The sequence below is a fragment of the Mesorhizobium sp. 113-3-3 genome, assembly GCF_016756495.1.
Classification (GTDB): Bacteria; Pseudomonadota; Alphaproteobacteria; order Rhizobiales; family Rhizobiaceae; genus Mesorhizobium.
The window spans coordinates 3676915-3696354 of record NZ_AP023243.1 but is presented as its reverse complement, the minus strand read 5'-3'; the positions used below and the strand labels follow the sequence as shown (position 1 = coordinate 3696354).

The following is a 19440-nucleotide window of genomic DNA, read 5'->3' as shown; positions in this document are numbered from 1 at the left end:
CGATGGCATCGCCTGTGAACGATCCCGCGCGCAGCATTCCGGTTCTGCCTTCGCCCGACATTGTGGCAACGCGTGATTTCTATCGCGACGAACTCGGCTTCGGTGTCGTCGAGCCGGAGATGGACGACTACCTGATCATGCGCCGGGGCGAGATCGAAATCCATTTCTGGAAAAGCGACGACCGCAAGCTGCCCGAAGTCTCGTCCTGCTACATCAGGGGCGGCGAAGTGCCAGCGCTACATGCCGAATTTTCAGCGCGCGGGGTCAAGGCGCTCAGCCCGTTCACCGTGCGGCCCTGGAACATGAAGGAATTCCATATCCGGGATCCCCACGGCAATCTGCTGAAATTCGGCTGCGCCCCCGAAGAGATTTAAGCCGCAGCCAAGAGACTGGCATTGCCGCCGGCGGCAGTCGTGTCGACGCAGACCGCGCGCTCATGCGCATAGGCAGCCGGGTTGAGCACCTCGCTGACTAGCGGCACGATCGGGCCAGTCCTGTCGGCGATCACCTTGCGCACGATGCGCGCGGCTTCCGGCGTGCCCGAAAAAGCCACGACATCGACGCGCAGCGAGCGCGCCTCGACCGGATCGGGGCGGCCATCGATAGCGGCGAGCGGCAAGCCCTTGCCGGTGAGCGCCGACAATGCAGCTGGTGCACCGGGGGCCACGGCCAGCACCGCATTGCCGGCGGCGAGCGCCTGGATGGTCTGGGCCAGCAGCGTATCGGCATCCGGCCCCAGGCACAGCACCCGCCCGCGCGGCGACAGCGACAGCGTGTTGGCCTCGCCGGTCGGTCCGGGCAGGTCGACCTGGCCGAAATCGATTGCAGCAGCGGCACCGATGGCCGCCGCGCCCTTGCCGCGCAGGTGCTTCCTCAGGATGGCGATCCGGTCCGGACGCGTCGACCAGCCGCCGAGCGTCGGATCGGGCAGATTGTCGGCCAGCTCGGTCGCCGTCACCTTGTGGCCCTCGCCAACTTCCGTGCCGGCTTCCGGCCCCTTGCGGAAGCGGCGCAGATAATGCGGGCCGCCGGCCTTCGGACCGGTGCCCGACAGCCCCTCGCCGCCGAAGGGCTGCGAGCCGACGACGGCGCCGATCTGGTTGCGGTTGACGTAGATGTTGCCGGCATGGATGCCGTCGACGAAATGCTGGACGCGGCCCTCGATGCGGGTGTGCAGGCCGAAGGTCAGGCCATAGCCCTTGCGGTTGATGGCGGCGATCACCGCATCGATTCCGTCGGCGTCGAAGGTGGCGACATGTAGCACCGGGCCGAACACCTCGCGCTCCATCTCCTCGATGCCCTTGACCCGGAAGACATGCGGCGCGACGAAGCGGCCGACCTTCGGCGCCTCGAGCTTGGCGATCAGCCGGCCCTCGAGCCCCTTTTTCGTGCAATAGTCGCTGATCGAGGCCTGCGCCTCTTCGTCGATCACCGGACCGACATCGGTCGAAATCCGCCAGGGGTCACCGATGTTGAGCGCTTCCATGGCGCCCTTCAGCATCTCCAGCATCTTCTTCTCGACATCCTTCTGGACATAGAGCACGCGCAGCGCCGAGCAGCGCTGGCCGGCACTCTGGAAGGCCGAAGCCAGTATGTCTCGCACCGCCTGCTCGGGCAGCGCGGTGGAATCGACGATCATGGCGTTGAGGCCGCCGGTCTCGGCGATCAGCATGGCGTCGGGCGCGGCGGTTTCGGCCAACTGCTTTTCGATCAGCTTGGCGACCTCGGTCGAGCCGGTGAAGCAGACGCCGGCGATACGCGGATCAGCGGTCAGCGGCGCGCCGACCGAGGGGCCGTCGCCGGGCAGAAGCTGGATGACGTCTTCCGGCACGCCGGCCTCGCGCAGCAATTCGACGGCGCGGAAGGCGATCAGCGGCGTCTGCTCGGCCGGCTTGGCGATGACCGAATTGCCGGTGACCAGCGCCGCTGCAATCTGGCCGGTGAAGATGGCGAGCGGAAAATTCCACGGCGAAATGCAGACGATGGCGCCGCGCGCTTGCGTGCCCGCCTCGGCGTTCGCCGCCTCGGCGGCGTAGTAGCGCAGGAAGTCGACCGCCTCGCGCACTTCCGCCACGCCGTCGGCCAGCGATTTGCCGGCCTCGCGGGTGGCGAGCGCGAAGAACTCGACCGCATTGTCTTCATAGAGGTCGGCGGCTCGGTTGAGGATGGCGGCGCGTTCGGCAACCGGACGCTTTGCCCAGGCCGGCTGCGCGTCCACCGCGATGCGCACGGCAATGGCGACCTGCTTGGCGGCGGCCTCGTGAACCGTGCCGACCACTTCATCGGGCTTGGCCGGATTGACCACCGGACGCGGCTTGCCGTAGCCGGCGGCGCGCGTGATCGGCTTGGCATGCCAGCGGTCCGGTCCGGCAAAGGCCGCCCTGGCCTTGTCGATGGCCGCCAGCGTCACCGTGTCGGTGATGTCAAAGCCTTTCGAATTGCGGCGGCCGGCGCCAAAGATCTGCGACGGCCGGGCAATCGCCGGATTGGCGGCGGGGCCCTGAGTCTCGATTGTCTGCAGCGGATCGCGCGCAATATCTTCCGGCTCGACATCCTCGTCGGTCAGTTGGTGCACGAAGGAGGAGTTGGCGCCGTTCTCCAGCAGCCGGCGGACCAGATAGGCCAAAAGGTCCGAATGCGCGCCGACCGGCGCATAGATGCGGCAGCGCGTGCCTTCGGCCTGGCGCACCGTCTCGTGCAACGCCTCGCCCATGCCATGCAGGCGCTGGAATTCGAAGGAATCGCGGCTCGTAGCCATCGACAGGATGGCGGCGACGGTGTGTGCATTGTGGGTGGCGAACTGCGGATAGATGCGGTCGGTCATGCCAAGCAGTTTCTTGGCACAAGCCATGTAGGACACGTCGGTGTTGGCCTTGCGGGTGAAGACGGGATAGCCGGTGAGCCCGAGCGTCTGCGCCCGCTTGATCTCGGTGTCCCAATAGGCGCCCTTGACCAGCCGCACCATGATGGTGCGGTCGTATTTCTTCGCCAGGGCGTAGAGCCAGTCGATGACGAAGGCCGCGCGTGACCCATACGCCTGCACCACCACGCCAAAGCCGTTCCAGCCGGCGAGTTCCGGCTCGGCCAGCACCCGCTCGATGACGTCGAGTGACAGATCGAGACGGTCGGCTTCCTCGGCGTCGATGTTGAGGCCCATGCGCGAATGCCTGGCCGCAACCGCCAGCGACAGCAGCCGCTGAGACATGACGGGCAGCATCTCTTCCTTCTGCGCCACTTCGTAGCGCGGATGCAGCGCCGAGAGCTTCACCGAGATGCCATGGTTCTGCCTGATGTCAGGCCCGTTGGAGCCGGCATCGAGCGAGGAAATCGCGTCGGCATAGGCCTTGTGGTAGCGCAGCGCGTCGGCCTCGGTGCGGGCCGCCTCGCCCAGCATGTCGAAGGAATAGAGATAGCCCTTCTGCGTCATCGGCCGGCCGCGCTTGACGGCTTCGTCAATGGTGCGGCCCAGCACGAACTGTTCGCCCATCTCGCGCATGGCGGCGGCCACCGCCTTGCGGATGACGGGCTCGCCCAGCCTGCGCACCATGGAGCGCAGCGTGCCTTCAATACCGCCCTCGCCCTCGTCCAGCACGCGGCCGGTCAGCATCAGCGCCCAGGTCGAGGCATTGACGAAGATCGAGCTCGACCCGCCCGAATGCGCGGACCAGTCATGCGGCGCGATCTTGTCGGCGATCAGATCGTCCATCGTCTCGGTGTCCGGCACGCGCAGCAGCGCCTCGGCCAGGCACATCAGCGCCACGCCCTCCTTGGTGGAAAGACCGTAAGCCGAGAGAAAGACCTCCATCAGCCGGGGATCGGACGAGCCGCGCACCGCCCGCACCAGATCGGCGGCTCGCGCCGAGATCGCATCGCGATCCGCGGCCGAAAGCCCTGTCGCCTCGGCCAGGCGCTTCACGGCCTCGTCTTCGTCGGGAAGATAGTTGGCGCGAATCTGCTGGCGGATGGCGTCGAGCGGCATGGCGGGATCCCGTGGAGCAAGCATCAGGGAACGGGCCGGCGGTCACCGGACCGAATGGCGCAAGCTAGCACAGGCGCGGATTTCAGTCGGTCCAAAGAAATCGACAAGGCAGTCCGATCGATCTATCATTGTGCCAATCCTTTAGCGTTTGGACTGTAATTTTGATGACAGAAGACCAATTGGACCGCATCGACCGAAACATCCTGGCCGCACTGGCAAGCAATGGCCGGCTTTCCATGTCGGAACTCGCGGCAAAGGTCGGTCTTTCGAAGACGCCGGTGCAGGCGCGCGTGAAGCGGCTGGAAAAGGACGGCTATATAAGGGGCTACCAGGCGATCATCGACCGCGAGCGCATGGGCGAAGGCCATGTCGCCTTCGTCCAGGTGAAACTGTCCGACACCCGATCGGCCGCGCTCGACGCGTTCAACCGGTCGGTGCAGGCCGTACCAGAGATCGAACAGTGCCATATGATGGCGTCGAGCTTCGATTACCTGCTGAAGGTCCGCACAAGGGACATCGCCGCCTACCGCCGCGTGCTGGGCGAGCGCATCTCGGCGCTCCCCCATGTGGCGCAAACCTCGACCTTCGTGGCGATGGAGACGGTGAAGGACAGGTAACTTACTCCGAAAGCGTCTTCAAAAACGCCACCAGCGCCGAGCGTTCGCGGTCCGACAACTGCAGCGGGTGAATTTCGGACACGCCCTCCACGCTGGGCGCCGCCTTGGCGTAATGCGCCACCACCTCGTCGAGCGACGAAAACTGCCCGGCATGCATGTAGGGCGGCCGCGTCGCCGCACCGCGCAGCGACGGCGTCTTGTAGGCGCGGATCAGCTGCGGCGCATCCTTGACCATGAAGCGCAGTTCGCCGCAGGCGGCGACGTCGCCATCGCGATAGGCACCGAAGCAGTTGAACGGATCGGCCTCGACCTGTGCCACCGCATCGACCCGCCCACGATCCGGCGGCAGGCCCGGGACGGCCGGCACTCCGGTGTTGTGAAAACCGTTGTCGGTGAAGCGAGGACCATTGTGGCAGGTCACGCAATTGGCCTTGCCGATGAAGAGTTTCAGCCCGAGGATTTCTTCCCGCGAAAAGACCGCATCGCCCTTCGGCTCGGCGCCTGTGGCGAGGTCCAAGGCAAAGCGATCGAAGCGCGTCTGCTCCGGCTCGATCGAGCGTTCGAAGGCCGCGATCGCCTTGCCGATGTTGGCATAGACGCGGTTGATGGCGTCGCGCTGCGTGTCGCTCATTGCGTTCCAGGCGGCCTTCTCGGCATCGTTTCCGAGCGGGCTGGCATTCGGCGGAATGCCGGAAAAATCGGGCAGCGGCCCGAAGATGCGCTCATAGCGCTCGCCGAAGCGCGCCTTGATGTAATGCGCGTAGGCGGCGCGGTTTCCCGCCTGCTCCAGCGGGTTTTCCAGCGGTGTCAGCGCTTGCGCCCACAGGCTGTCGCGGCGGCCGTCCCAGAAGAACCAGGGGTCGCGCGCGACGCCGGCCAGCGGCATTGTGCGCCGGTTGGTGCGGCCGACGCCGACGGCTTGTGGCAGGTCGTCCTGAAACTGGCGGTCGATCTTGTGGCAGGTCGAGCACGACACCGTGCCGTCGCGGCTCATGCCGAGATCGAAGAACAGCGTCGAGCCGAGGGCCGCGGCGGCCGGCACGTCGGCGAAGCGGTTGGTGGTGTCGGGCTTCAGCGACGGCAGCGTGTTCAACGCCAGCGAGGCGATGGTCTTCTTCTCGGCGTCGGAAAAATCCGGCTTGCCGCAGCCGACGAGGATGACGGCGACCATCAGCGCCAGAAAGCAGAAAAGGCGCTTCATCGATCGCTCACAGCACCACGTTGAACAGCACCGTATCGGAGCCGGCGCCGGACGAGATGGCGAACCGAAGTTGCCACCAGCCGCTCATGGTGAATTTCAGCCCCTCGATGCGGTAACGGCCATCGCCGAGATAGTCGGTCACCTGCGGGCTGGTCGGCAGGCCGTGATTGTGTTGCGGCATGCCGCCGGAGATGGCGATCGCCGCGCGCTCCACCGAAGCCCCTGTCTTTGTTTTCAGGGTCAGCAGCCAGGATTCCAGTTCGCCCTGCCGCACCACGCCCCGTTCCGGCACGAAGCTCGCCATATACAGCCCGTTGTCGGTTTTCTTCGTCCGCGAGACATCCGGGCCGGCAAGCTGCGCCGATTGCGGCGCCGTCAGATAGACGACCGCGAGAACGCCCGCCAGCAGCGCAGCCAGACCAAGACCCGCCAGGAGATAACGCCATATCGATGCCAAACCGGTTCCTCTTCCGCGGATAACGCTCTGCCGGGTGGATCGCGTCCCGCCAGCCTGTGGGAAAACGCTGTGGCTGAAAAAACCCGTCTTGCCAACCATGGCGCTGCCGCTAGCAAAAAGCTACAGCACCGAAATCACTGGAGGGTTGCAGATGGCGGGAAACGGTGTCGCTTCGGTCGGCGAATGCATGCTCGAACTGTCGGGCCAGACCGGTCCGAACTGGCGCATGGGTTTTGCCGGCGACACGTTCAACACGCTGTGGGCCCTCCATGCGCTGAGCGGAAACCGGCCGGCAACCTATGTCTCGGCCTTCGGCGATGACCCCTTTTCGCAGGGCCAGATCGGCTTTTTCGCTGAAAACGGCATCGGCATCGGTTCCAGCCCGGTCATACCAGGCGCAAGGCCCGGCCTCTACGCGATCACGCTGACCGGCGCCGAGCGCTCCTTCACCTACTGGCGCGGCGACGCTGCCGCCCGGCAGCTTGCCTCGGATCCCGCCGCACTGTCGAAAAGCCTGGAAAATCAGGCGCTTGTGTACTTTTCCGGAATCACTTTGGCAATTCTGGACGACGCCGCGCGCAAAACGCTGCTGTCGGCTGTGGCCAAGGCGCGTGCCGCTGGCTCCCTGATCGCCTTCGACCCCAATTATCGCCCACGGCTCTGGCGCCGGCGCGAGGAGGCGCAGGCAGCGATCGTCGAGGCGCTTGATGTCACCGACATCGCATTGCCGACCTTCCCGGACGAGCAAATGCTGTTTGGTGATGAGACACCGCGGGCGACCGCGGAGCGGCTTGGACAATGGGTCGGCGAAGTCGTCGTCAAGAACGGCGAACAGCCGGCGCTGATTGCTCAAAACGAAACATTGCACGACGTGCCGGCGATCCACGTCGCGGCCCCCGTCGACACCACCGGCGCTGGCGATTCATTCAATGGCGGCTATCTCGCGGCTCGGCTTGCCGGCCATGGTCCGCAGGAAGCGGCAGGCCGGGCGCATCGCGTCGCCGCCGCCGTGGTCCAGGTTCGCGGCGCCCTGGCGCCATTCGAGACGCTGCGGGCGGCTTTCGACAGCTGAGGTCTGTTGAGATTCAGGTCAGGCCGAGTCGAAAATGGCTGATATCGAGAACCGGAGCGGAGCGTACTTTTCGTACGGGAGACCGGAACCGCAGGTATTAGCCATTTGCAGGCCGGCATCACCTGAATCTCAACAGACCTATGGCAGGCGGAAACGATATTCTGTGACGTGGTGATAAATGGCACCTGGCCATAGCGTCGCCTGCGGGAAATATGGCCGGTTCGGCGCATCCGGCCATATTTGCGGCTCCAGGCAGAAGGCGGAAAAAGCCTTGTAGTCGCGGCCTTCCAGCCCCTTGCGCGGCGTCACATACTGACCGGTATAGAGCTGAACGCCTGGCTCCGTGGTCCAGACCTCCATCTCGACGCCGGAACTAGCCCCTTGCGTCCATGCCGCTTGCCGCAGCGGCCCACGCGCGGAGGCGAGGCAGAAATTCTGGTCATAGGGCAACTGCTCGCCCTCGGTCTCCATGCGCAGCGGCCGCGCCTGGCGGAAATCGAAGGGCGTGCCGTCGACCGGCTTGACCACGCCGGTCGGGATCATGTCGCTGTCGACAGGCAGATAGGCGCCCGCGTTCAGCATCATCCTGTGGTCGAGGACGTCGCCGGTGCCGCCATCGTCCAGGTTGAAATAGGAGTGCTGGGTGAGATTGCACAGTGTAGGCTCCTCGCAGGTCGCCGTCAGTTCGACGCTGAGCGTGCCGGGGATCTTCAGCCTGTAGGTGCAGGTGACGTCCAGCGCGCCGGGAAAGCCCATCGCGCCGTCGGGATCGTGCAGCGTCAGCGTGACGAAATCCCGGCCATGCAGCGAAACCGCCCACGGCCGGTGCGAATAGCCTTGCGACCCGCCATGCAGCGAGTGCTTGCCGAGGAAATTTTGCTCAGTCTGGTAGCGATTGCCATTGATGGTGAAGCGGCCATCGCGGATGCGGTTGGCATAGCGGCCGACCACCGCGCCGAAGAAGGCGTTGTCGGCTTCATAGGCGTCCAGAGTGTTGTAGCCGAGCACCAGCGGCGCATCATGACCGGTCAGGCGCAAATCCTGGATGATGGCGCCGAGCCCGATGATGTTGGCGGTGAGGCCGCCGCCCCTGATGGTGAAGCGGCGCACCGGCTCGCCTGCCTGCGTCGTGCCGAAAACCTCGCCGTCCTTCATCGCCATGCCCGCAAACGTCAGTTGATCCAAAGGATTTCGGCTGGTTTTCTCGACCCAGGGCGGCGGGCAAGGCCCGCCGACCCTGGGAATAAGCTATCAGAGGCCGAGGCCGCCGATACAGACATATTTGGTATCGAGGTAGTCCTCGATGCCCTGATGTCCGCCTTCCTTGCCGAGGCCCGATTCCTTGACGCCGCCGAACGGCGCCTCGGGCGTGGTGATGAGGCCTTCATTGACGCCGACCATGCCGTATTTCAGGCCTTCCATGACGCGGAAGGCGCGGCCGAGATCGCCGGTGTAGAAATAGCAGGCAAGGCCGAATTCGGTGTCGTTGGCGAGCGCTATTGCCTCCGCTTCCGTCTCGAACTTGAACACGGGGGCGACAGGCCCAAAGATCTCTTCCTTCATGAAGCGCATCTTGGGCGTCGCATTGGCGATGACCGTCGGCTGGAAGAACGAACCGCCCAGCGCATGGCGCTTACCGCCGGCGACGATCTTGCCGCCCTTGGAGGTAGCGTCGGCGATCAGTTCCTCGACCTTCTCGACCGCCTTCTCGTCGATCAGCGGTCCCTGCTGCACGCCTTCCTCGAGGCCGGAACCGACCTTCAGCCCGTTGCTGGCGGCGGCGAGCTTCTCGACGAACTTGTCATAGACGCCGGCCTGGACGAGGAAGCGGTTGGTGCACACGCAGGTCTGGCCGGAATTGCGGTACTTGGCGGTGATGGCGCCGGCGACCGCACGCTCGATGTCGGCGTCGTCGAAGACGATGAACGGCGCGTTGCCGCCAAGTTCCATCGACACTTTCTTGACGGTCACCGACGACTTCTGGATGAGAAGCTTGCCGACCTCGGTCGATCCGGTGAAGGTGATCTTCGACACCAGCGGATTGGCGCAGATCTCGTCGCCGATCTCGCCGGCCGAACCGGTCAGGATGTTGACGACGCCCTTGGGGAAGCCGACTTCCTCGGCCAGCGCGCCCCAGGCGAGGCCCGAATAAGGCGTCTGCGAGGCAGGCTTCACCACGGCGGTGCAGCCGGCGGCGAGTGCCGGGCCAAGCTTGCGGGCCAGCATCGAGGACGGGAAATTCCACGGGGTGATCGCCGCGATGACGCCGACCGGTTCCTTGGTCACCAGGATGCGACGGTCCGCCCATGGCGAGGGCACGACGTCGCCATAGGTGCGGCGGCCTTCCTCGGCGAACCACAGAATGTAGGCCGCGGCCGAGCCGATCTCGCCCTTCGATTCGAACAGCGACTTGCCCTGCTCGATGGTCAAGAGTTCGGCCAGCACGTCCTGATTGTCCATCATCGCGTCATGCAGCTTGCGCAGCAGCTTCGAGCGCTCGAGCGCGGTCGTCTTGCGCCAGGTCTTGAACGCTTCGTCGGCGGCCTCGATGGCGCGGCGGGTCTCGGCCTTGCCCGACTTCGGCACGGTGCCGATCTTGAGGCCGGTGGCCGGGTTGTTGACGTCGACCGTCTGGCCGCTGTCGGCCTGCACCCATTCGCCGTTGATGAGATTGGCCTGCCGCATGAAATGGCTGGTTTTCTGAAGCATGGTCTATCCTCCGTTCGGCGCACTGACGGGCCGGTCTGTGAAATCTTCGGTGAGCGTGCGCCATGATTTGAAGCCGGCACGCCGGAGCCACTGCTCTTTACCTAGGGCAAGGCGCGCAAGCAATCGCAAGATGGCATATAGGGGTTGGGCCAGCCCAAGGCTAGTCCTTCACATGTGAATTAATTTGAAAGCCGAGACCTAACCAAAGATATGAACCACCACCGTCAGCCAGAAAGCGGTGGTGACGGCCGCGCAGGCCGTGGCGATGGTCATTTGGTTCGATGCCAGTGCCTGGCCGGTGTTGAACTGCACGGCAATCAGGTAGGAATTGATGCCGGACGGCAGCGCCGCCACCACCACCGCGACTTTGGCGGTCATCGGCGGCAGGCCGAGCAGCCAGACGAAGACGAGAACCAGCGCCGGCATCAGGAACAGTTTCAATGCCGAAAGCGCCAGCGCCGGCCGGACATTGCCGGAAACGCCGAAGCGGCGCAGGCTGAGACCCATGGCAAACAGCGCCACCGGCCCTGCCGTGTCGGCCAGCGCATCGACCAGCCGCATGACGAGGTCGGGCAACGGCACGCCGCTCAGCCGCCATGCCAGGCCGAGCAGAATGCCGATGATCAGCGGGTTGATGAACAGCCGCCGCAGGAAGCTGCGCAGCACCCGCAGCGGATGCACATGTTCGCCACCGCTCCGGCCGAACATCTCGAACAGTACGATCGAGGCCATCATCATGACCGGCAGATGCACGGAGACCAGCAGCGACAGCACTTCGAAACCGCTCGGACCGAATATGCCGAGAATGAAGGGAGCGCCGAGCAGCACGACATTGGAATAGGCCGACGACACACCGCCGACGACACCGGCGCGCGCGTCGCGCCCGAAAATCCGCGTGGTGACGAGATGGCCGGCGGCCCAGGTGATCGCCACCGCCGTGAAATAAGCTCCCCATAAAGGCCATGGCGCGACGCCGTGGAAATCGGCGTTCACCATGGTCTGGAACAGAAGCAGCGGCATCGCCACCGAGACCGCGAAGTCCGATATCCCCTCACCGCTCGTTGGCCTGAGATAGCCGGTCAACCCGGCGAGATAGCCGAGCGCAACGAGGCTGAAGACGAAAAGCACGGTTTCTGTAAGCGGAGACATTTTTCAGGGATAGGCGAGCCACGTCTGCGGCGCAATCGCGCCCGAATTTGATCATGCCCAAATTTGATCATGGTACACTGGCAGCGTTATAGAGGGTTTGGAGTATCAGGGCGGACACCAACGACAAATGACCTTTGTCGAAACCTCGGGACGCAACCTTTTTTCGCGTATGTGGCTGACGGCTTTCGTCGCTGCACTGTTTTGCCTTGCCGCGACGGCGTTCGCGCTTGCCGAAACGAAAAGCCTCAAAGGCGTGGCGCTGATCATCGGCCAGTCGAACTACTTGCACATCGCCGCCCTGCCCAACCCGGCCAATGACGCCCGCGACATGGCCAAGATGCTGACCGACCTCGGCTTCGATGCCCGCAACGTCACCGATCGCGATGCCGCCAAGCTGAAGCGCGATCTCGATCGCTTCGTCGAGGATGCCGAGGGTGCCGATGTTGCCTTCATCTATTATTCAGGCCACGGTATCGAGGCCGGCGGCGAGAATTACCTGGTTCCGGTCGATGCCGACATCTCGTCGCTCAAGGATGCAGGCCAGGCGCTGGTGCCGATCTCCGCCGTCATGGATGAACTGAAGAAGACCGTACCGGTGACGATCATGCTGCTCGATGCCTGCCGCACCAATCCGTTTCCGGCGGATGCAGTGGTGCGCAGGGCGCCGACCGCTTCCGCCGAGCCGATCGGCGCCGGCGGGCTGGAACCGGTGCGTGGCGCGAAGGCCATCGCCAATGCGTCGGCGCAAGATGCGAGCTTGGGCACCGTGGTCGGCTTCGCCGCCGAACCGGGCCGCCCGGCGCTCGACGGCGCGGCCGGCGAAAACAGCCCCTACGCCGCCGCCCTGCTGCGCCACCTCGCGGCGATGAAAGGCACGGAGTTCGGCTCGGTCATGCGCATGGTGACGGAGGAAGTCTATCTCGACACCAAGGCCAAGCAGCGCCCCTGGGTCAACGAAAGCTTGCGCCGCCTGCTCTATTTCGGCGTCGCGCCGCCGGAGCCGACCGGCGATGACGGGCTGATCACCGGTGAGCGACGGCAGTTGCTCTTGACCATTTCCGACCTGCCCGACCCGAAGCGGGCGCAAGTGGAACTGGCCTCGTTGCAGGACGGCGTGCCCCTCGACGCGCTCTATGGCGTGCTGAGGGCGCTGGGCACGGACAAGATTCCCGAGGATCCGACCGACCTGCAGAAGGTGCTCGACGCCCAGTCCGAGCGCCTGAAGAAGATGTTGTCGGAACGCGCGGCACTGCGTACTGACGATCCGGAGATCAAGCGGCTGGTCGAGTCCGCCGACAAGGCCATCGGCCAGGGCGCCATGGTGACGGCGCGCAAATTCCTCGATGACGCCGTCGGCAGGGTCGAGCAGAACAGCGGTGCCGTTGACGACGCCGAGGAACTGGTCAGGCAAAAACGCATCGCCGACGCCGCCATCTATGCCAAACGCGCCGACGCCGCCGCACTGGTCTTCGACTACAAAGCCGCCGCCAACGACTACGCCAAGGCCTTCTCGCTGGTCGAGAAATGGGACGACAAGCTGCGCTGGAACTACAAGAACCAGGAAGCCGAAGCGCTCAACTCTTATGGCTATGCCACCGGCGACCTCGACGCCTTGCAGCACGCAATCGAAGCCTATCGCGTCATCCTGAACTTCATCCCCAATGGCGAGCAGAATCGCGACTGGGCGATCACCCGCAACAACATGGCTGTGGTGCTGCAGACCATCGGCGAGCGCGAGACAGAGACCGCGCATCTCGAGGAAGCGGCACAGATCTTCCGCGATTCGCTTGTCGTCTTCGAGCGCGAGAAGGACGACCCCAACTGGGCCGCCGCGCAGAACAATCTCGCCAACGTCCTTTTGAAGATCGGCGAACGCGAAAGCGACCCGAAGCGGCTCAATGAGGCGGTGGCGGCGATGCGCGCCGCGCTGGAAAAGCGTCCGCGCGACAAGCTGCCGCTCGACTGGGCCGCTTCACAGAACAATCTCGCCCTCGCGCTCTACGCGCTTTCGGAGCGCGAACCCGCCGGCGAACATCTGAAGGACGCGGAAGCCGCCTACCGTCTGGCACTCGAGGAGTACACGCGCGAGAAAGCTCCCGTGGAATGGGCGATGGTCGAGAACAATCTCGGCAACACGCTGGTGACGCTTGGCATCCAGCTCAACGACAAGGCCAAGATCAACGAGGCGGCCGACGCCTTCCGCGCCGCGCTGACGGTTAGAACCCGCGAGACCTTCCCGGTCTCCTGGGCGACCAGCCGGCTCAACCTTGGCAATGCGCTGAGCGGTGTCGCCCGCTTCGACACGGGCACGGACACGCTCGAAGAGGCAGCCGCGGCCTATGACGATGCGCTGACGGTGTTTACCCGCCAGCGCTTCCCGATGGATTGGGCATCCGCCCAGAACAATCTCGGGTCGATCTACCAGACGCTCGGCCAGCGGACCCGCGACGCGGCCAGGCTCGAACAGTCGGTGGCAGCGTTCCAGGCAGCCCGGCAGGTCTATGTCAGGCGGAAATTCCCGCTCGACTGGGCCATGTGCTATTACAATCTCGGCAACACGCTGCAGCTGCTGGGCGGCGTTACGGACAAGCCCGAGCATTACAGCGAGGCGGTCGACGCCTACGGCAATGCGCTACGCGAGTACAAGCGCGAGACCAACCCTCGGCAATGGGCGCTGGCCCAGGCCGGCCTCGGTTCGACGCTGCACTGGCTGAGCATGAGCAATGCCGATCCGAAAATCCTGCGGGATTCGATCGCGGCCCGGCGGGCAGCACTTGAGGTTCTGACCATCGAGACCGCCCCCATCGACTGGGCCAACGCCCAGAACGGCATCGGCATGAGCCTGCTCAATCTCGGCAATCTCGAACGGACCGGCCAATATCTCGACGAGGCCGAAGCGGCGTTCACGGCGACGCTGAAAGTATTCACCAGGGAAAGCCAGCCCCTGCAATGGGCCTTCGAACAGAACAATCTTGGCGACATCCATTGGAACCGCGCCACCTATGGCGGCGGCAAGGCGGAGTATCTCAAGGCTATCACGTTCTTCGAGAACGCCAAGCAGGGCTTTACCGAAGCCGGCTACACCGTCCCCATCCCGCTGACTGACCAGAAGATCGATCTGGTGAAAAAGCAAATCGCCAAAAAGTGAGCCTGGGACGTGCGCAACGCCCGCTTGTCTTTGTGCCGGCCTTCCGATCCCTATATGCGAAGTGACCGGAACCCGATGTCGGGCTGCCTAGAGCAATTCCAGGAAAAATGTGAGCGGTTTCCCCATAGGAATTGCGTCAAGACAAAGAGTTAGGACTGCGATGATCCGATTTGCCCTGGCCCTGCTGCTGCTCGTCATTCCCGTTGCGGCTCACGCCACGGATGCCGGCTGGGCGCTGCTGCGCGATGGCGGCCATATCGTGCTTCTGCGCCATGCCATGGTCACCGGCACCACCGACCCCGCCAATTTCGACATCGACAGCTGCGCCACCCAGATGAACCTGTCGGCACGCGGCAAGCAGCAGGCTAGCAAGATCGGCGCCTTGTTCGCCGCCCGCGCCGCGCCGATCGAGCGCGTGCTGTCCAGCCGTTACTGCCGCTGCCTCGACACAGCGCGCATCGCCTTCGAGACCGAGCCGGAGCCGTTTGCGCCGCTCGATCTGCTGAAAGGCGACGATGCGCAGAAGGCGGCGCAGATCGCCGCGATCATGAAGGAAATCCGCGCCTATTCCGGCTCCGACAATCTGGTCATGGTCACCCATCTGGAAGACATCGTGGCGCTGACCGGCGTGTCGCCGCGCGAAGGCGAAGCCGTGGTCGTCGAGCCGCAGGGTGACGGTCTGCGCGTGCTCGGCCGCGTCACTTTCTAACGATGATCGGGGCCCGCTGACGTCTCACCGAGCAGCCATGCATCGATGCGGACTTTCCATGTCTCGATCATACCCGCGAAGGCATCCTCCGTCAGTTCAGACAGATAGGATTCTCCCGCCGCGTTCAGAGCCGTGAACGTATAGGCAATCGACGCTTCGGTGCCGCCATCGGCCGCCGAACGGCAGGTCACTTCGACAAATCCGAAACGCGAGTCCGGTGTGACCCTGACATAGCGGACACGGTGCGCTGTTGGATCCCAGTCGGCGCAGGCCCAGAGCGTCGTCTCGTCGCCATGGGCGGTTCGGAAGACCATGCCTTGCCGTGTTTCTCCACCTTGCGGATGCAGGAATTCCGGATCCCAGCCCTCCACCCACAAGGTCTCGCCGATTGGCGTAAACAGCGGAAAGACGCGATCGACCGGACCGGAAAGGACGATGCTGTGGCTGCGTTCAAGATGGCTCGTCATCTGCTTTTCCATGCCGTTCAATCAGACGGTGGCTGTCCGCCGCGCCAAGCTCCAGCCCGTAGATGCGTTTCAATTGGCTGATTGTTTCCAATGTCTCCGGAGAAAACGGCGTTTGCCCCTCGAAAGCGTGCAGCACGATGCCTTCGATGAGATCGCCGAGGCTCATGTCGCGATGCTCGGCCAGCGCCTTGAGCACCTTCACCAGCCGCTTTTCCAGGCGCACGCCCGTCTGTATACGCTCGATGTTCATGCCAACTCCTACCATGGTACATTGGTACAATCAAAGGCGTTGACCGTTGTGTTGCCGAAATGCCACTACTGAAAGAAGCCACGAATTCGCCGCGACAATGCCGCTTGCGACAACCCGTCGCAGGCTCTATAGCCGCGCTCCCGGTCACGAGAACCGAAGTGAGCACAACGGTTGGAGCTTTCGTCTCCGCCCGTGCAGGCGGCTTTGCCGCTCTGTATACGGCGCCGCTTTGGGGATTGGGATCGCGGATGTAGCTCAGTCTGGGAGAGCGCCGGATTTGGATCCGGAGGTCGCAGGTTCGAATCCTGCTGTCTGCACCACGGATAGCTCAGCTGGTTAGAGCATCAGACTCATAATCTGACTGTCGAAGGTTCGATTCCTTCTCCAACGGCCTGATAAGCCGACACCTTTGGGTGGTGTTATCCAAAACGGTCCGGGGACCGGAATGCCGAAGACCTGACGGACGGCCGAAGCCTTCGGGTCAAGGCCGTGTCGAAAGGTCCGACGCCATCGGCTCGCGGCCAGGCCCGCGGTGATGGTCAAGGCGCAGTGTCGCGGGCAAGGGAGGCTTCGGCATCCGGCGCCGCTTCGCTGTCCCGCGATCCGCTCCCGAAGGCCCGCCACGGATCGATGCACCGGTCCCCGGATCATTCGTGCCCGGAAGACGTGTGAAACGAGAAACGAAGGGAAGATCGACGCATGAGTTGACGCCTCGCATGGGGCCATGCCCGACAGGAGTAAGACAATGACTGTTCTCGACAAGGTTCTTGGACGCGAGCGCGTCCTCGTAAGGGAAAACGAACGTGCCCTCACCCTCTACAAGGGTGAGATCAAGGCCGTCCTGCTGCCGGGCGAGCACTGGCTCGCCAACCGGCGCGGCAGCCTGGAAGTGTCACGGCACGATCTGAAGAACCCGGAATTCGTTTCGGCATACGAGAAGGCGTTGTTCGACAAGCTCCCGGATGTGGCCGCGCGTCATTTCACCGTTGTTCGCACCGGGCGCACGGATGTCGCCGTCATCGAGCGTGACGGAAACCTGCATGCCGTTCTGGCGCCGGACCGCAAGCTTGTGCTGTGGACGGATGCCGGCCCGTGGACGGTGACGATGGTCGATACCTCGGGTGATCTGGCCATCGATCCAGCGGTCATGCGCCGGCTCGGCCAGGCCCGGAAGGCGGAGTTGATGTCGGTCCATCCGGTCGTCGACGGCCAGGCCGGACTGCTGTTTGTCGACGGTGTCCTGGTCCGGACGCTGGCCGCGGGCGTGCATGGCTTCTGGAACGTCGGACGCATGGTGCAGGTCAAGGTCGTCGACCTCAAGCGCCAGTCGCTCGATGTCGCCGGGCAGGAAGTGCTGACGAAGGATCGCGTGACGATCCGCGTCAACATCGCAGCCGAATACCGGGTCGTCGACCCGGTCAAGGCGGTGAGCGCCGTGAAGGACTTCTCCGAGGCCCTTTACCGTGCCCTGCAATACACGTTCCGCAAGACGCTGGGGTCGCTGACGCTTGACCAGATCCTTGAAAAGAAGGTGACGGTCGACGAGGAAGCCGCGGCCAAGGTCCGTGCCGACATGGCCGAGATCGGCGTCGAGGTCAGCGATATCGCCCTCAAGGATGTCATCCTGCCGGGCGAGATGCGCGAGATCCTCAACCAGGTGGTTTCGGCCGAAAAGCAGGCCGAGGCCAACGTCATCCGCCGCCGCGAGGAGACGAACGCCACGCGTTCTCTGCTCAACACGGCCAGGGTGATGGCGGAGAACCCGGTGATGCTGCGGCTGAAGGAGCTTGAGGCTCTGGAAACCATCGCCGGCAAGGTCGAACGGCTGACCGTCCACAACGGAACGGGCGGGCTGCTGAACGATCTGGTCAAGCTCCGCGACAGCTGATGCATGTCGCCCAAAAGCGGTTCCCCGTTTTGGGGAAACGACATGCATCGAAACAGAGACTAACCTGACGTAATGGGAAGGGCCGCCGGGTTGACCGGTGGCCCTTCTTGCGTTTCTTGGGCACGCTTCCCATCTGCGCCCGGACTATCAGGCCTTTTCCTGCCGGGAAAAACCGATTAGACAGCGCCCAAACCAGATGCGGACAGATTCCGCCCGCAAAGAAGGAAAAGCCCCTTGTCTACCACGAACTCCACCACGTTCGACAAAGTCGCCAAGATCATTGCCGACACCAGCGAGATCGACATCGACACCATCACGCCCGAAAGCCATACGATCGACGACCTCGGCATCGACAGCCTCGATTTCCTCGACATCGTCTTTGCCATCGACAAGGAATTCGGCATCAAGGTGCCGCTGGAAAAGTGGACCCAGGAGGTCAATGACGGCAAGGCTTCCACCGACGACTACTTCGTCATGAAGAACCTGTGCGCCAAGATCGACGCGCTGGTCGCCGCCAAGACCGCCTGACGCCGGTTGAGCGCTCGACCTTGACGCGCTCTGCCGCCTGACCCACAAAGCCGCCCATGAGCAGCCCCCGCGACGTCGTCATCACTGGTATCGGCCTTGTCTCCTCGCTGGGAGAAGGCCCTGACGCCCACTGGCAGAAGCTCGCGCAACCGGGCCTGCAGCCGGTGCTCGAAGCCGCGCGCTTCGCGCCTTACACTGTCCATCCGCTGCCGGAGATCGACTGGAACCTGCAGATCGCAAAGCGCGGCGACCAGCGGCAGATGGAGACATGGCAGCGGCTCGGCACGTATGCCGCCGGCCTTGCGCTGGACGATGCCGGCATCAAGGGCAATGACGAGCTCTGCACGACCATGGACATGGTGGTGGCCGCCGGCGGCGGCGAGCGCGACGAGGCGGTCGACGCCGCCATCCTCGCCGCTTCGGAAAGCCGCAACGACCGCGATGTGCTGCTCAACGAGAAGCTGACCACCGAATTGCGGCCAACCTTGTTCCTGGCCCAGCTTTCCAACCTGCTCGCCGGCAACATCTCCATCGTCCACAAGGTGACGGGCTCGTCACGCACCTTCATGGGCGAGGAAGGTGCCGGCGTCGCCGCCGTCGAAACGGCTGCCGCGCGCATCCGCTCCGGCCAGTCGACGCACATCCTGGTCGGCGGCGCTTTCCAGACCGAACATTCCGACATGCTGCTAGGTTACGAGCTTGCCGGCTATTTGCATCGCGGCCCCTGGAAACCTGTGTGGCAAAGACAGGGCGCCGAGGGTGGCGGCATCGTCACTGGATCCGGCGGTGCCTTCCTGGTGCTGGAGCAGCGCGAACACGCGACAAGCCGCGGGCGCAAGATTTATGCCGAACTCGGCCCGGTAGTCTCAGGCCGCGCCAGGCGGCCACGCGGAGAGCTCGATGCCGAGATCGCTGCGCTGCTTGGCCAGGCCGCGCTGCCGAACGGCAAGCTGCTTGCCCTGTCTGGGGCTTCAGGTGCGCATGCCGCAACCACCGCCGAGAAGGCAGCGCTCGACGCCAATCCGGGGATCGCCGCGCGCGGCTTCTCGACACTGACCGGGCACATGAAGGAAGCACAGTTTCCTTTCGCGGTGGCGCTGGCGGCACTCGCCGTCGACCGCAAGGCCGCTTACCCTGTTTTCGATGCCGCAGCCGAGAAGCCGTTTGAAGGCATTCCCGCAAGCGTCCTTGCAACGGCGATCGGCTATCACCAATTCGAGGGCATGGCGCTGGTCAACGCCGCGTGACGCGGCGCTCGCGGTCCAT

At 64.2% G+C, this 19440-nt stretch carries 16 protein-coding genes and 2 tRNA genes; 10 read left to right on the top strand and 8 right to left on the bottom strand.

Translation table 11 applies throughout. From position 1 onward, the window contains the following. Nucleotides 1-2: 2 nt before the first annotated feature. Nucleotides 3-374 (top strand): bleomycin resistance protein, encoded by a 372-nt coding sequence (locus tag JG746_RS17955; protein WP_202354022.1) that lies wholly within the window; start codon nucleotides 3-5, stop codon nucleotides 372-374. Here the strand turns inward: JG746_RS17955 and putA are convergent. Further along, nucleotides 371-3979 (bottom strand): bifunctional proline dehydrogenase/L-glutamate gamma-semialdehyde dehydrogenase PutA, encoded by a 3609-nt coding sequence (gene putA, locus JG746_RS17950; RefSeq protein ID WP_202354021.1) that lies wholly within the window; start codon nucleotides 3977-3979, stop codon nucleotides 371-373. The two genes, JG746_RS17955 and putA, sit on opposite strands and share 4 nt — an antisense overlap. Before the next feature lie 164 nt (nucleotides 3980-4143). Between putA and JG746_RS17945 the strand changes: the two genes are divergently transcribed. Next, entirely contained in the window at nucleotides 4144-4596 is a 453-nt protein-coding gene (locus JG746_RS17945; protein ID WP_202354020.1) for an Lrp/AsnC family transcriptional regulator, read from the top strand. 1 nt (nucleotide 4597) lies between these two features. Here JG746_RS17945 and JG746_RS17940 read toward each other — a convergent pair whose 3' ends face one another. After that, nucleotides 4598-5797, bottom strand: coding sequence for a cytochrome-c peroxidase (locus JG746_RS17940; protein ID WP_202354019.1), 1200 nt, complete (start codon nucleotides 5795-5797; stop codon nucleotides 4598-4600). 7 nt (nucleotides 5798-5804) lie between these two features. After that, nucleotides 5805-6254: a FixH family protein gene (locus JG746_RS17935; protein ID WP_202354018.1), complete on the bottom strand. Its 450-nt coding sequence runs from the start codon at nucleotides 6252-6254 to the stop codon at nucleotides 5805-5807. A gap of 151 nt (nucleotides 6255-6405) precedes the next feature. On the opposite strand from JG746_RS17935, the gene JG746_RS17930 reads away from it, so the two are divergent. Continuing rightward, entirely contained in the window at nucleotides 6406-7326 is a 921-nt protein-coding gene (locus JG746_RS17930) for a sugar kinase (RefSeq protein WP_202354017.1), read from the top strand. Between the two features lie 138 nt (nucleotides 7327-7464). Here JG746_RS17930 and JG746_RS17925 read toward each other — a convergent pair whose 3' ends face one another. From JG746_RS17925 to JG746_RS17915, 3 genes are all read right to left on the bottom strand, one after another. After that, entirely contained in the window at nucleotides 7465-8487 is a 1023-nt protein-coding gene (locus JG746_RS17925) for an aldose epimerase family protein (RefSeq protein WP_202359396.1), read from the bottom strand. Nucleotides 8488-8577: 90 nt separating this feature from the next. Beyond that, nucleotides 8578-10035 (bottom strand): NAD-dependent succinate-semialdehyde dehydrogenase, encoded by a 1458-nt coding sequence (locus tag JG746_RS17920; protein WP_202354016.1) that lies wholly within the window; start codon nucleotides 10033-10035, stop codon nucleotides 8578-8580. 198 nt (nucleotides 10036-10233) lie between these two features. Continuing rightward, nucleotides 10234-11184, bottom strand: coding sequence for an AEC family transporter (locus JG746_RS17915; protein ID WP_202354015.1), 951 nt, complete (start codon nucleotides 11182-11184; stop codon nucleotides 10234-10236). Between the two features lie 127 nt (nucleotides 11185-11311). Here JG746_RS17915 and JG746_RS17910 point away from each other — a divergent pair, with 127 nt between their 5' ends. Next, entirely contained in the window at nucleotides 11312-14332 is a 3021-nt protein-coding gene (locus JG746_RS17910; protein WP_202354014.1) for a caspase family protein, read from the top strand. A gap of 160 nt (nucleotides 14333-14492) precedes the next feature. Next, nucleotides 14493-15041: a histidine phosphatase family protein gene (locus tag JG746_RS17905; RefSeq protein WP_202354013.1), complete on the top strand. Its 549-nt coding sequence runs from the start codon at nucleotides 14493-14495 to the stop codon at nucleotides 15039-15041. Here JG746_RS17905 and JG746_RS17900 read toward each other — a convergent pair. Both JG746_RS17900 and JG746_RS17895 read right to left on the bottom strand, forming a co-directional pair. Further along, entirely contained in the window at nucleotides 15038-15508 is a 471-nt protein-coding gene (locus JG746_RS17900) for a hypothetical protein (protein WP_202354012.1), read from the bottom strand. The two genes, JG746_RS17905 and JG746_RS17900, sit on opposite strands and share 4 nt — an antisense overlap. After that, a complete protein-coding gene (locus JG746_RS17895) occupies nucleotides 15492-15758 on the bottom strand; it encodes a hypothetical protein (protein WP_202354011.1) in 267 nt (88 codons plus the stop codon). Before JG746_RS17895 ends, JG746_RS17900 begins: the two co-directional genes overlap by 17 nt. Before the next feature lie 244 nt (nucleotides 15759-16002). Between JG746_RS17895 and JG746_RS17890 the strand changes: the two genes are divergently transcribed. The 5 genes from JG746_RS17890 to JG746_RS17870 all read left to right on the top strand — a co-directional run bounded on the left by JG746_RS17890 (nucleotide 16003) and on the right by JG746_RS17870 (nucleotide 19421). After that, nucleotides 16003-16078 (top strand) — tRNA-OTHER (locus JG746_RS17890). Next, a tRNA-Met gene (locus JG746_RS17885) sits at nucleotides 16079-16146 on the top strand. A gap of 357 nt (nucleotides 16147-16503) precedes the next feature. Next, complete coding sequence (locus JG746_RS17880; RefSeq protein ID WP_202354010.1) at nucleotides 16504-17646, top strand: slipin family protein; 1143 nt, start codon at nucleotides 16504-16506, stop codon at nucleotides 17644-17646. A gap of 234 nt (nucleotides 17647-17880) precedes the next feature. Further along, a complete protein-coding gene (locus JG746_RS17875) occupies nucleotides 17881-18174 on the top strand; it encodes an acyl carrier protein (protein ID WP_027029416.1) in 294 nt (97 codons plus the stop codon). Between the two features lie 56 nt (nucleotides 18175-18230). Continuing rightward, nucleotides 18231-19421 (top strand): beta-ketoacyl-ACP synthase, encoded by a 1191-nt coding sequence (locus JG746_RS17870; RefSeq protein WP_096446918.1) that lies wholly within the window; start codon nucleotides 18231-18233, stop codon nucleotides 19419-19421. The last annotated feature ends 19 nt before the right edge of the window (nucleotides 19422-19440 follow it).